Origin of the sequence: Streptomyces venetus (assembly GCF_039540295.1) — a bacterium.
In the GTDB taxonomy this organism is placed as follows: domain Bacteria; phylum Actinomycetota; class Actinomycetes; order Streptomycetales; family Streptomycetaceae; genus Streptomyces; species Streptomyces venetus.
This window is the reverse complement of the sequence record NZ_BAABET010000010.1, coordinates 144525-156695: the sequence shown is the minus strand read 5'-3', so window position 1 is coordinate 156695 and position 12171 is coordinate 144525. Positions and strand designations below refer to the sequence as shown.

14 protein-coding genes are annotated in these 12171 nt (G+C 71.8%); all 14 read left to right on the top strand.

The window, feature by feature from the left end:
• Positions 1-5: 5 nt before the first annotated feature.
• On the top strand, positions 6-392 hold the full coding sequence (locus ABEA82_RS29955) for a Zn-ribbon domain-containing OB-fold protein (RefSeq protein ID WP_345664994.1): 387 nt from the start codon (positions 6-8) through the stop codon (positions 390-392).
• Complete coding sequence (locus ABEA82_RS29950) at positions 389-1534, top strand: thiolase family protein (protein WP_345664825.1); 1146 nt, start codon at positions 389-391, stop codon at positions 1532-1534. Before ABEA82_RS29955 ends, ABEA82_RS29950 begins: the two co-directional genes overlap by 4 nt.
• 43 nt (positions 1535-1577) lie before the next feature.
• Positions 1578-2798, top strand: coding sequence for an acyl-CoA dehydrogenase family protein (locus ABEA82_RS29945; protein WP_345664824.1), 1221 nt, complete (start codon positions 1578-1580; stop codon positions 2796-2798).
• A complete protein-coding gene (locus ABEA82_RS29940; protein WP_345664823.1) occupies positions 2795-3769 on the top strand; it encodes a phosphotransferase family protein in 975 nt (324 codons plus the stop codon). The genes ABEA82_RS29945 and ABEA82_RS29940 overlap by 4 nt, the downstream gene beginning before the upstream one ends.
• A gap of 37 nt (positions 3770-3806) precedes the next feature.
• Positions 3807-5069 carry an acyl-CoA dehydrogenase family protein gene (locus tag ABEA82_RS29935; protein ID WP_345664822.1) on the top strand — a complete coding sequence of 421 codons (1263 nt, stop codon included), beginning with the start codon at positions 3807-3809 and terminating at the stop codon, positions 5067-5069.
• Positions 5066-5842 carry an SDR family oxidoreductase gene (locus ABEA82_RS29930; protein ID WP_345664821.1) on the top strand — a complete coding sequence of 259 codons (777 nt, stop codon included), beginning with the start codon at positions 5066-5068 and terminating at the stop codon, positions 5840-5842. Before ABEA82_RS29935 ends, ABEA82_RS29930 begins: the two co-directional genes overlap by 4 nt.
• A complete protein-coding gene (locus tag ABEA82_RS29925) occupies positions 5839-6612 on the top strand; it encodes an SDR family NAD(P)-dependent oxidoreductase (RefSeq protein WP_345664820.1) in 774 nt (257 codons plus the stop codon). Before ABEA82_RS29930 ends, ABEA82_RS29925 begins: the two co-directional genes overlap by 4 nt.
• Positions 6609-7418 carry an enoyl-CoA hydratase/isomerase family protein gene (locus ABEA82_RS29920; RefSeq protein WP_345664819.1) on the top strand — a complete coding sequence of 270 codons (810 nt, stop codon included), beginning with the start codon at positions 6609-6611 and terminating at the stop codon, positions 7416-7418. Before ABEA82_RS29925 ends, ABEA82_RS29920 begins: the two co-directional genes overlap by 4 nt.
• 26 nt (positions 7419-7444) lie before the next feature.
• Complete coding sequence (locus ABEA82_RS29915) at positions 7445-8593, top strand: acetyl-CoA C-acetyltransferase (protein WP_345664817.1); 1149 nt, start codon at positions 7445-7447, stop codon at positions 8591-8593.
• Positions 8594-8678: 85 nt separating this feature from the next.
• On the top strand, positions 8679-9302 hold the full coding sequence (locus tag ABEA82_RS29910; RefSeq protein WP_345664816.1) for a TetR/AcrR family transcriptional regulator: 624 nt from the start codon (positions 8679-8681) through the stop codon (positions 9300-9302).
• 157 nt (positions 9303-9459) lie between these two features.
• Entirely contained in the window at positions 9460-9840 is a 381-nt protein-coding gene (locus ABEA82_RS29905; protein ID WP_345664815.1) for a nuclear transport factor 2 family protein, read from the top strand.
• Positions 9837-10214, top strand: a complete 378-nt coding sequence (locus tag ABEA82_RS29900; protein WP_345664814.1) for a hypothetical protein — start codon at positions 9837-9839, stop codon at positions 10212-10214. Before ABEA82_RS29905 ends, ABEA82_RS29900 begins: the two co-directional genes overlap by 4 nt.
• Before the next feature lie 31 nt (positions 10215-10245).
• A complete protein-coding gene (locus tag ABEA82_RS29895) occupies positions 10246-10566 on the top strand; it encodes an EthD family reductase (RefSeq protein ID WP_003995146.1) in 321 nt (106 codons plus the stop codon).
• A 28-nt stretch (positions 10567-10594) separates the two neighbouring features.
• A complete protein-coding gene (locus ABEA82_RS29890; protein WP_345664812.1) occupies positions 10595-12106 on the top strand; it encodes a class I adenylate-forming enzyme family protein in 1512 nt (503 codons plus the stop codon).
• Positions 12107-12171 lie beyond the last annotated feature (65 nt).

Below are 12171 nucleotides of genomic sequence, written 5' to 3'. Positions count from 1 at the left end.
TCCCGATGGCCACGGATCCGCGGAGTCCGGCCGTCGCCGTCGGGCTCCAGGGCTCACGCTGCTCCGGCTGCGCGGTGACGGCCTACCCCGCGGACGACGCATGCCCTCGCTGTGGGGGACCGGCCGACAGTGCGGTCCTCCAGGGTACCGGCACGCTGTGGACCTGGACCGTGCAGCGGTTCGCCCCCAAGTCGCCGCCCTATCGGATGCCGCCCGACGGCTTCGAGCCGTTCGCGCTCGGCTACGTCGAGCTGACGGAGGGCCTGCGGGTGGCCGCCGTGCTCGACGTCGACGACCTCGACGGCATCCGCATCGGCATGCCCCTCACCGTGAACGCGGGCGACGGCGTCCCACGGGCCAGGCCCACGACCCCCGGCGAGGAGGGCTCATGAGTACCGACGTCCTGATCTGCGGCGCCGGGCGCACGCCGTTCGGCCGGTCGGAGGCCAGCGGCCGGCACCTGGCCCTCGGCGCGGTGAACGCCGCGCTGGCGGACGCCGGCATCGCGTGGTCGCGAGTCGGGGCCGCGTTCGGCGGCAGCGACAACGCCGGTCTCGCCGACACGCTGGTGACCCAACTCGGCCTCACCGGACTGCCGTTCGTGAACGTCAAGAACGGCTGCGCCACCGGCGGCAGCGCGCTGGTCTCCGCCGTGAACGCGATCCGCTCCGGCATGGCCGACGTCGTCCTCGCCGTCGGCTTCGACAAACACCCGCGCGGCGCCTTCGACCCGAGGCCCGAGGACTGGGGCCTGGGAGCGGAGTACGGCAGCGACGGGCTGATGGTGACGACCCAGTTCTTCGGCATGAAGATCCAGCGCTACATGCACGACCACGGAATCACCCCCCGCACCCTGGCCCTGGTCGCCGAGAAGGCGTACCACAACGGCGGCCTGACGCCCGAGGCGTGGCGCCGCAAGCCCGTGTCCGCCGAGGAGATCCTCGACTCCGGCATGGTCAGCGATCCGCTGACCCGGTACATGTTCTGCTCCCCGGGAGCGGGCGCGGCCGCCCTGGTGCTGTGCTCGCCCGAGGCCGCACGCACCCTGGAGGGCACGCCGGTCACCCTGCGCGCGGCGGCGGTACGCACCCGGCGCTTCGGCTCGTTCGAGGTGTTCAGCCCCTCGATCCCCCCGGGCCCGCTCACCAGCGTCAGCCGTGACGCCTCCGCCGCCGCCTTCGAGGAGGCCGGCATGGGCCCCGGCGACATCGGCGTCTGCCAGTTGCAGGACACCGAGAGCGGCGCCGAGGTCATGCACATGGCCGAGTGCGGGTTCTGCGAGGACGGCGAGCAGGAGCGGCTGGTCGCCTCCGGCGCCACCGGCATCGGCGGCACCCTGCCGGTCAACACCGACGGCGGCTGCATCGCCAACGGCGAACCCATCGGTGCCTCGGGACTGCGCCAGGTCTACGAGATCGTCCAGCAACTGCGCGGACGGGCCGGCGAGCGCCAGGTCCCCGGCGAACCCAGGACCGGCTTCACCCATGTGTACGGCGCCCCCGGCGTGAGCGCCTGCACGGTGCTGTCCCGCTGACCCGTCCCTTGAAACGGCCCGCCGATCGGAGGTGGAAGAAGCGATGAAAGGCAACCCGGAACCCGGCGCTGTCCCCGACCCCGAGACGTTCCGCGCCCAGGCCCGGCAGTGGCTCGCCACGGTCGCCCGGCCGCGCGCCGCCGACGGGGAGTGGGGCAGCGGCTCCGACTCCGTCGCCGTGTTCGAGAACTGGACCGAGGAACAGGAACGCGAGCACACCGCCCGCACGCAGGAGTGGGAACGCACCCGCTACGACCAGGGATGGGGAGCGCTCAACTGGCCGCAGACGTACGGGGGGCGGGGCCTGCCCGCGTACTACGAACAGCTCTACCGCACCGAGGAGACGGCCTTCGACGTTCCCCACCGCACCGAGGTCTTCCCCGTGACGCAGCAGCTCGTCGCCCCCGCGATCGGCATCTGGGGCACAGAGGAGCAGAAGGAGCGCTGGCTGCCCCCCATGCTGCGCACCGACGAACTCGCCTGCCAGCTGTTCTCGGAGACCGAGGCCGGCTCCGACCTCGCCGCGGTGCGCACCAGGGCGGTGCGCGACGGCGACAATTGGGTGCTCCAGGGACACAAGGTGTGGACCTCCGGGGCTCGCGTCGCGACCTGGGGCGTCGCGGTGTGCCGTACCGACCCGGACGTGCGCAAGCACGCCGGCATCACCGTCTTCGTGGTGCGCATGGACGCGCCGGGCGTGACCGTACGGCCCATCCAGCAGATGACGGGCGGCACCAGCTTCAACGAGGTCTACCTCGACGGCGTGGTGGTGCCCGACACCGACCGGCTCGGGCCGGTCGGAGAGGGCTGGCGGGTCACGCTCAGTGTGCTGGCCGCCGAACGCCTCGACTCCGGCAACCTCGGCCTGGACAACGCCGACCGGGCGCTGGAACTCGCCGGGAACCTGCCCCGCCCGCTCACCGGCAGCGAACAGCAGCGGGCCGCCGACCTCCACATCCGCACCCTCGTCCAGCGGCTCATCGGACTGCGCGTGACCGCCGCCCTCGTCGCCGGACGCGAACCCGGCGCGGAAGCCTCCGTCGGCAAGCTCTACGCCACCGAGACCATGCGGCGCACCAGCGACCTGGTCTCCGAGCTGCTGGGACCGAGCCTCGTCGCGGACACGGGCCAGTGGGGCACCTACGCCTGGACGGAGCACCTGCTCGGCGCCCCCGGATACAGCATCGCGGGCGGTACCGACGAGATCCAGCACACCATCCTCGCCGAACGCGTGCTCGGCCTGCCGAAGGAGCCCACCCGATGAGCACGGCCACGCAGGTGCCGGAGCTGTCCGCCCGGGTCCGCGACCGGCTCGCCCGCCGCCATCCGGGCGCCCCGGTGGGCGAGTTGGCGGTGCTGCCGGGCGGCCACTCGGGGCTGACGTACTCGATCACCGCAGGGGACACCCGGTACGTCGTCAAGGCGGTGCCTCCCGGGCAGAAACCCGTCGGGCGCAACGACGTGCTGCGTCAGGCACGGGTGCTCGGCGCGCTGTCCGGGTCCGCGGTGCCGGTCCCCGGCATCGCCGCCGTCGACGAGACCCAACCGGCGTGGTTCGCCATGGAGTTCGCCGCCGGAGAGGCCGTCGAGCCGGTACTCGATGAGCCCGGGGTGCCCGCCGCGACGGCCCGCGCCCGGATGCTGGAGGTCGCTGCCGTGCTGCGGCGCCTGCACGCCACGGACACCCGTACGCCCGGGCTCGACCCGCCCGAACCGCTCGACACAGCGGGGGAGCTGGAACGGTGGAGCCGCACCCTGCACGCCGTCCCCGCCGAACTGCGCCCTGGCGGACAGGAGTTGCTCACCCGCCTCGCCCGTGATGTGCCCGGCGGCCTCCCGCCGGTGCTGCTGCACGGGGACTTCCGGCTCGGCAACGTGCTGTGCGTCGACGAGCATGCGGTGGCCGTCGTCGACTGGGAGATCTGGAGCATCGGCGACCCGCGCATCGACCTCGGGTGGTTCCTGCTCTTCGCCGACCACCGCAACTTCCCCCGGCTGGGGCGTGCCGTGCCCGGCCTGCCCGGCGAGGCCGACCTGCTGGACGCCTACCTCGACGGCGGGCCCGCACTGCCCGCGATGGACTGGTTCCGGGCACTCGGCCGCATGAAGATGGCCGCGATCATGGGCCACAACCTGCGCCGGCACCGCGAGGGCAAGCACCACGACCCGGACCAGGAGCGACTGCCGCCCACCATCGCCGCGATGATCAGCACGGCACGCGACATCCTCGGCTGATCCGGACCCACCACACGAATCCCGGACAGGAGCCATCGTGGATTTCGGATTCTCGCCCCGAGCGAGTGAACTCCAAGCCCGCATGCGGTCGTTCATGGAGCAGCACGTCCTCCCCGCCGAAGCGGTCTACGACCGGCAGCTGGCCGAGGCGGACGACCCGCACGCCCTGCCGCCCGTGATGGCGGAACTGAAGGAGAAGGCGCGCGCCGAGGGCCTGTGGAACCTCTTCATGGCGCACGGCGACTGGGGCGCGGGGCTCAGCAACCTCGAGTACGCGCCGCTCGCCGAGCTGGCGGGCCGCTCCGTCATCGGCCCCGAGGTGTTCAACTGCTCGGCGCCCGACACCGGCAACATGGAACTGCTCGCGCTGTACGGCACGCCCGAACAGCAGGAGCGGTGGCTGCGCCCCCTGCTGGACGCGGAGATCCGCTCGTGCTTCGCCATGACCGAGCCGGAGGTCGCGAGCTCCGACGCCCGCAACATCCGGACCCGCATCACCCGCGACGGCGACGCCTACGTCGTCAACGGCCGCAAGTGGTACACCTCCGGGATCCTCGACCCCGACTGCGAACTGATCATCCTGATGGGCAAGACCGACCCGGACGCGCCCACGTACCGGCAGCAGAGCATGCTCCTCATCCCCCGGGACACTCCGGGCGTCACGGTCCTGCGCGACCTGCCGATGTTCGGCTACACCGACCGGCTCGGACACGGTGACGTGCTCTTCGAGGACGTCCGCGTGCCGGTGGAGAACATCCTGAGGGGCGAGGGGGAAGGGTTCGCGCTCGCCCAGGGGCGGCTCGGTCCGGGGCGGATGCACTACGCGATGCGCGCCGTGGGCTTCGCCGAACGCGCCCTGCGGCTGATGTGCGAACGCGTCACGGAACGCAGCGCCTTCGGCGGACCGCTCGCCGACCAGGGCGTGGTGCGCGAGTGGATCGCCCGCAGCCGCATCGAGATCGAGCAGCTGCGTCTCCTCGTCCTCAAGTCCGCCTGGCTGATGGACACGGTTGGCAACGCCGCCGCCCGTATGGAGGTCGCGGCGATCAAGGTCGCGGCGCTGGAGGTCGCCCACAAGGTGGTCGACCGCGCGGTGCAGGCGCACGGCGCGGCAGGGGTCAGCGACGACACCGTACTGGCCCGGCTGTACGCCATCACACGAGCACTGCGCATCGCCGACGGCCCCGACGAAGTGCATCTGCGGACGGTGGCCCGTCAGGAACTCGCCAAGTACCGCAAGAAGGACGAGCACGGCAGGGCCGAGCAGGACAAGACCGACAGGAAGGCAGGGGCAGCGTGAGCGGCGGCACTCTCGACGGCCGGGTCGCCGTCATCACCGGCGGATCCCGCGGCATCGGACTCGGCATCGCCACCGCCTACCGGGCGGCCGGCGCACACGTGGTGATCGCGGCCCGCAAGGCGACCGGACTCGCCGAGGCGCGCGAGGAGTTGCTGCGCGTCAAGGGCGACGGCGACCTGCACACGGTGGTGGCCAACGCCGGTGAACCCGAGCAGGCCGAAGCCTGTGTCGAGGAGACCATGGCCCGCTTCGGCCGGATCGACATCCTCGTCAACAACGCGGCGACCAACCCGTACCACGGCGATCTGCTCGACCTGGACCTGCCGCGCGCGGAGAAGACCGTACGCGTCAACCAGTACGGCATGATCGCCTGGATCCGGTACGCCTGGCGGGCGTGGATGGCCGAGCACGGGGGAGCGGTGGTCAACATCGCCTCCGTCGGCGGGCTGATCGTCGATCCGCACATCGGCTACTACAACGCCACCAAGGCCGCCATGCTGCACATGACCCGGCAGCTCGCCTACGAACTCGGGCCCCGGGCACGGGTGAACGCCATCGCCCCCGGACTGATCAAGACGGAGCTGGCGCGGGCCGTGTGGGAGGTGCGGGAGCCGGTCCTCACCGCCAAGCTGCCGCTGCGACGCCTCGGCACGGTGGAGGACGTGGCGAACGCGGCACTGTTCCTGGCCTCCGACGCCTCCTCCTGGATGACCGGCCAGACCCTGGTGCTCGACGGCGGAGCGACCGCCCTGCCGATCGGGGTGGACGAGTGAGCGCGCCACGATCCGCCGCCGAACTGTTCTCGCTCCAGGGCAGGACGGCCGTCGTCACCGGCGCCTCCGCCGGGCTCGGCGCACGCTTCGCCAGGGTCCTCGCGCAGGCCGGCGCCACCGTCTTCGCCGCGGCCCGCCGCATGGACCGGCTGAAGGAACTCGCCGACTCCGACGCCCGCATCCACCCCGTGGCCTGCGACGTCTCACGAGCCGACGACCGTACGCGGCTGACCGAGACCGCGCTGGCCGCCACCGGCCGGCTCGACATCCTGGTCAACAACGCGGCCGGCTCCGGCGAGACGCGCGCCGAGGACGAATCACCGGACGCCTTCGCCGACGTCCTCGGCGTCAACCTCACCGCCCCATACCACCTGGCCCGCCTCACCGCCGAGGCACCCGGTGACACGGGAGGCAGGAGCATCATCAACGTCTCCTCCATCCTCGGCCTGGTGACCGCCGCGCCCCTGGGCGGCGCGAGTTACTCGGCGTCCAAGGCCGGACTGATCGGACTGACGCGTGAACTGGCCGGACAGTGGGGGACGAGCCGAATCCGCGTCAACGCGCTCGCCCCGGGCTGGTTCCGCACCGAGATGACCGAGGCCCTCTTCGGCGACGAGCGCTCCAGCCGCTGGGTCGAGCGCAACACCCTGCTGCGGCGCGGCGGCGACGGCCATGAACTCGACGGCGCGCTGCTGTACCTCGCCTCGGACGCCTCCTCGTACTGCACCGGACAGGTGCTGACCGTCGACGGCGGATGGACCGCCCGATGACGGCCGGGACGACGACGGTCGGCCTCGAGATCGACGACGCGGGCCTGGCCCGCGTCACGCTGCGCCGGGGCGAGGCGGGCAACGCCATCGACCTGGACCTGGCGCGCGGACTGCTTCAGGCGGCGCGGGCCTGCGCGCGCGAGGCCGTACGGGCCGTGCTGCTCACCGGTGAGGGAAAGTCCTTCTGTGTCGGCGGCGACCTCAGGGAGTTCTCACGGCTCTCTGGTGAGGCGCTGGAGAAGCACCTGACCGCGGTGACGGACGCGTTGCACGACGCCCTGCGTACCTTCGCCGCGAGCGACGCGCCCGTGGTGGCCGCCGTGCAGGGGTCGGTGGCGGGCGCCGGCATCGGTCTGGCCGCGGCCGCCGATGTGACCCTCGCCGCCGACGACGCCTCGTTCACCGCCGCGTACACCGGCATCGGGTACTCACCGGACGCCGGAGTCAGCTGGTTCCTGCCCCGTCTCGTCGGCCCCAAGAGGGCCCTGGACCTGCTGCTGACCAACCGCCGCGTCCCCGCGGCGGAAGCCGCCGCCATCGGACTGGTGAGCCGTGCCGTTGCCCCCGACCGGTTGGCCGCCGAGGCCGCACGCACGGCCGAGGCCCTGCGCGGGGGACCCACCACCGCCTTCGGGGCCACCCGTCGGCTCGTCGCCGCCGGACTGACCACGGACCTCGGGCCGCACCTGGACCGCGAGGCCCGTGCGCTCGCGGCCGCGGCCGGCTCCGACACGGGCCGTGAGGGCGTCGCCGCGTTCCTGGGCAAGCGGGCGCCCGACTTCAAGCGCATCCCGCCCCGCCCCTGACCTCCGTATCCCACCTTGGAGCCACCGTGCCGGAAGCATTCATCGTCGGAGCCGTCCGCACCCCCGTCGGCCGCCGCAAGGGCGCGCTCAGCGGCGTCCACCCCGCCGATCTGGGCGCCCATGTGCTGAGCGGCCTGCTGGAACGCACCGGCGCCGACCCGGGCGCCGTCGACGACGTGTACTTCGGGTGCGTCAGCCAGCTCGGCGCACAGACCGGGAACATCGCACGCACCGCCTGGCTGTCGGCGGGGCTGCCGCAGCACGTGCCCGGCACCACCATCGACCGCCAGTGCGGTTCCTCCCAGCAGGCCGTGCACTTCGCCGCGCAGGCGGTCGGCTCCGGCGCCGCCGACCTGGTGGTCGCCGGTGGGGTGGAGGTGATGAGCCTGGTGCCCATCGCCAGCTCGATGTTCGTCGGTGAGCAGGCCGGCATGGGCAGCCCGTACGCGGGGGACGGGTGGCGCGAGCGCTTCGGGGACCAGGAGATCTCGCAGTTCCGCGGGGCCGAGCTGATCGCCGAGAACTGGGGCGTCTCCCGTACCGACATGGAACGGTTCGCGCTCTCCAGCCACCAGCGGGCCCTCGCCGCCCAGGCCGCCGGTGCCTTCGACGACGAGATCACCCCGGCCTACGGGCTCGCCGCAGACGAGGGGCCGCGCGCCGACACCGGCCTCGAGAAGATGGCCGGTCTGAAGACCCTCACCGAGGGCGGCCGGCTCACCGCGGCCGTCTCCAGCCAGATCTCCGACGGCGCCGCCGCCCTGTTGATCGCCTCCCCGGAGGCGGTGCGCCGCCACGCTCTGACCCCGCTGGCCCGTGTGCACACCATGGCCGTGGTCGGCTCCGACCCGATCCAGATGCTGACCGGCCCGATCCCGGCGACCGAGAAGGTCCTGAAGAAGGCCGGGCTGTCGATCGGGGAGATCGACCTGGTCGAGATCAACGAGGCGTTCGCCTCGGTCGTCCTCGCCTGGCAGAAGGAGATCGGTGCCGCCCCGGAGCGGGTCAACGCCTTCGGCGGCGCCATCGCGCTCGGGCATCCGCTCGGCGCCACCGGGGCGCGGCTCATGACCACGCTCGTGCACCAACTGCGCCGGACCGGCGGACGCTTCGGTCTGCAGACGATGTGCGAGGGCGGTGGCATGGCCAACGCGATCGTGCTGGAGCGCCTTTGACCGGAAGTCGATTGGCAACTGAGTTCAGCTTGGGACTACTCTCGGGTACGCACGAGGCGGGCGGCAGCCAGGAGACAGGTCAGGCATGGCGACAAAGATCGTTGAACCGGAAGCGGGGCCGAGGTCCAAGCGCGCCGCCATTCTCGCGGCCGCCGTCGATCATTTCGGCGAGGCGGGCTTCGAGGCCACCAAGTGGTCCACCGTGGCGGAGCGGGTCGGCATCGGGCAGACCGCGCTGTACCACTACTTCGAGTCCAAGACCCACTGCCTGCTCACCATCATGCGGCTGGAGCTGCAGCGCTCCCACGACAAGTTCACGGAGGCGACGGCGGACGTCGCGGAGCCGGTGGAAGCGCTGCGGGCGGCTGTTCGCGCGGCGTACGACGTCTCCGACCAGGAGGTTCTGCAGATGCGTATCTTGCAGAACCACATGGACCTGCTCTCCGGCCCGCGCAAGTCCAAGCGGGAGGAGGCCGAGCGCGTCGCGGCCCGCCAGCTGGTCCAGGTCGTCGAACGGGACTGGACGAACCTGCTGGTCCGGGGCATGTCCCAGGGGGCGTTCCCGCTGCGCGACGCGCAGCTGCTGGGTGCGAGCGTGCTGGGCCTGATCGTCAGCGTCTGGCGGTGGTACCGGCCGTCCGGACCGACTCCGCTGTCGGAGATCAGCGAACTGATCGAGGGCGCCTGCGTGCGGATGGTCGCCACGTGACGTACTGAGCGTCCTGGTCGTGAGGCCCCCGGCGGATTTCCGTCGGGGGCTTTGTGCTATTGCCAGCCGTGTTTCCAGCGGATTACCATCCTAACTGAATTGAACTTGGCTCAGGTTGATCAGTTGGGAAGCGGTCGCCGACCGAAGGGGCTCACTCATGGCGTTGCGCGCATACATGGCCAGCATGGACAGCCGGCATCCGGAGCGGACGCTGGAACTGCTCGAACCCGACTTCCGCTTCCTCATCGCCCTGCCGGGCAAGGAGGTCACCGGCACGTCCAAGGAGGACTTCGCGGCGTACATCGCCGGCCGCGACGCCGTGGACCGGGCGCACGAGATCCTGCGGTACAGCCAGGACGGCGACCTGGAGACCGTCTACGGAGTGGTGACGCAGGGCGGGCGGTACACCGGCTCCTTCCTCTCGGCCGCGGTCATCTCGCCCGGTGGGCTGCTGGCGCGCTACCAGTCCTTCTTCACCACGGACTTCGAGCTCGTCGACCGGGCCGGGCAGGCCTCGACCGAGAGGAGCCGGACATGACAGACACCTCGACCGCGGCCCCGTTCCTCACCGCGTGGTTCGAGATCCTCGACGGGGACGAGCCGTCCCGGATCCTCGACCTGATCAGCGACGACTTCTCGCTGTCCATCCTGTTCTCCACCGGCGGCGGCAACGCCACCGACTTCGCCGGCGGCCGCGCCGCCCTTGTGGGCTATCTCGAACAGCGCGAGAGGGGCACCCGCACCCACCACCGGCTGTCGGCGACCACGCTCGGCCAGGACGAGCTCTTCCTGGGCGAGGTCCGACGCGCGGGTGTCCCCGAGGCGAGCTTCGTCGCCGCCGGGCGGGTGAACGACCAGGGCCGGCTCCAGCGCCTGCTGATCGGCCGCTCGTCGGAGATCCGCTTCACCTGAACCCACGACCGACCACGCAAAGAGGATCGTCATGTACAACCTCGTCCTGCTGGCAGCCCGGCCCCCGGAGTGGACGCACGAGCGGTTCATCGCGTGGTGGCGCGGAGACCACGCGGAGCTGACCTGCCGCCTGCCAGGACTGCGTGCCTGGCGGCACACCGAGATCGACGCCGCTCTGGAGCCGCGCTCCGAAGGCTGGGACGGGATCTCCGTGCTCAGCTTCGGCTCCCCGGAGGACCTGCACAAGGCCCTCGCGAGCCCCGAGTGGGCCGAGGCCGTCGCACAGGTCGGCGACATGAAGGGGCGCCGCATCGCGGTCATGGGGCACGAGGCGGAGATGTTCGCCGCCTGACGTTCGGGACATCGCAGCGAGGGACAAGATGCGACAGGTAGTGCGGGAGTTCCAGCAGAAGGCGCACGAGAGGGACTTCGTCGCCGTCATCGACGACGCGGGCAGCCACACGGCACGGCAGTTGCTCGACGAGGCCACGGTGCTGGCGGCAGCGCTGTCCACCGGAAAGGCCGACGGAGCGGGCGGCACCGTCATGGTCCAGGCCGACAACTCATGGCGTACCGTCGCCGCCACCCTCGCCGTCGGACTGAGCGGCGGTGTCATCGCGGTCGTCAACCGGCACACCACACATGCCGAGTTCACCGCGGCCTGGGAGGACATCCGCCCGGACGCCGTGGTCGCCGAGCCCTCCGCGACGGACGAATGGGCGGTGGCCGACCGGCTGCCGGGCGGGCCGCGCAAGGTGCTCAAGGGCTGGACGTGCCTGACCGCGCCCGACCGGCGTGACACCTCACGGTGGTCGGGCGGCGCCCTGATCGGCCTCACCTCCGGATCGACCGGGCGGCCCAAAGGCGTCGTACAGTCCGAGTCGGCCCTGCGCTATGCCGCAACGAGCACCATCACCGTCAACGGCCTGTCGCCCGGCGACGCCGTCGCCGCGATCGTGCCGCTGTCGTCGACGGCGGCCTACTGCTTCGGTGTCTACCTCTCCCTCCTGCTGCGCGGGCCGCTCGTCATGACGGGCAGGTGGGACAGGGCCGTCGCCCTGCGGCGGATGGCGGACGCCGAGGTCCGCTGGACCATGTGCGTCCCGACCATGGCGCTGCAGATGGGCGCCGAGGCGGCCGGATCCGGTGTCCTGCGGGGCGTCCGGTCGATCACCGTCGGCGGTGGGCCGATGGACCGTGGAGCGCTGGCCCGGGCGGAGGAGTCCCTGGGCACGAAGATCCTCCGCGTCTTCGGCATGTCCGAGTGCCTCGGCCACACCTCGCCCAGCCCCGACGACCCCGAGGAGATCCGCCTCGGCAGAGACGGCCGCCCCTTCCCGGGCACGGACGTACGCGCGCTCACCCCCGACGGCGAGAGGGCCGGACCAGGCGTGACCGGCCGGGCCCAGGTGCGCGGACCTTCCCTCTTCCTCGGCTACGCCCGCGACGGCGAGGTGGAGCCGACCGCACTGACTCAGGACGGCTACCTGCCCACCGGCGACCTGCTGATGACCCACGAGGACGGCACCATCAGCATCATGGGCCGCGAGAAGGACATCATCATCCGCGGCGGCCGCAACATCGACATCACCGAGATAGAACGCGCGGTCGCCAGCTACCCCCGCGTCGCCAGGGTCTGTGTCGCGGCGGTTCCCGACGACGTGCTCGGTGAGCGCGTGGCACTGCTCGTCGTCACCGAGGACGGCGGCGGCATCGGCCTGGCCGAGGTGACCGGGCACCTGGAGAGCGTCGGCCTCTCCAAGACCAAATGGCCCGAATTCGTCTACGGCATCCAGGAGTTGCCTCAGACCAAGGTCGGCAAGCTCGACCGGAGCGGGGCCCGGGACATGGCCGTCAGACTGCATGCCCGGACGACCGACGACCACGCCTGACGAGGCGACCATCCGCACGACCGTGCCGTCACCTGCTCACGGGCAAGCTCCCGGGGCGGCACCCA

Bases quoted from the DNA above. Each gene is read 5' to 3' on its own strand.
- ABEA82_RS29950 (WP_345664825.1), top strand. From the start codon at position 389: ATGAGTACCGACGTCCTGATCTGCGGCGCCGGGCGCACGCCGTTCGGC.
- ABEA82_RS29955 (WP_345664994.1), top strand. From the start codon at position 6: ATGGCCACGGATCCGCGGAGTCCGGCCGTCGCCGTCGGGCTCCAGGGC.
- ABEA82_RS29900 (WP_345664814.1), top strand. From the start codon at position 9,837: ATGACAGACACCTCGACCGCGGCCCCGTTCCTCACCGCGTGGTTCGAG.
- ABEA82_RS29890 (WP_345664812.1), top strand. From the start codon at position 10,595: ATGCGACAGGTAGTGCGGGAGTTCCAGCAGAAGGCGCACGAGAGGGAC.
- ABEA82_RS29920 (WP_345664819.1), top strand. From the start codon at position 6,609: ATGACGGCCGGGACGACGACGGTCGGCCTCGAGATCGACGACGCGGGC.
- ABEA82_RS29905 (WP_345664815.1), top strand. From the start codon at position 9,460: ATGGCGTTGCGCGCATACATGGCCAGCATGGACAGCCGGCATCCGGAG.
- ABEA82_RS29895 (WP_003995146.1), top strand. From the start codon at position 10,246: ATGTACAACCTCGTCCTGCTGGCAGCCCGGCCCCCGGAGTGGACGCAC.
- ABEA82_RS29945 (WP_345664824.1), top strand. From the start codon at position 1,578: ATGAAAGGCAACCCGGAACCCGGCGCTGTCCCCGACCCCGAGACGTTC.
- ABEA82_RS29910 (WP_345664816.1), top strand. From the start codon at position 8,679: ATGGCGACAAAGATCGTTGAACCGGAAGCGGGGCCGAGGTCCAAGCGC.
- ABEA82_RS29940 (WP_345664823.1), top strand. From the start codon at position 2,795: ATGAGCACGGCCACGCAGGTGCCGGAGCTGTCCGCCCGGGTCCGCGAC.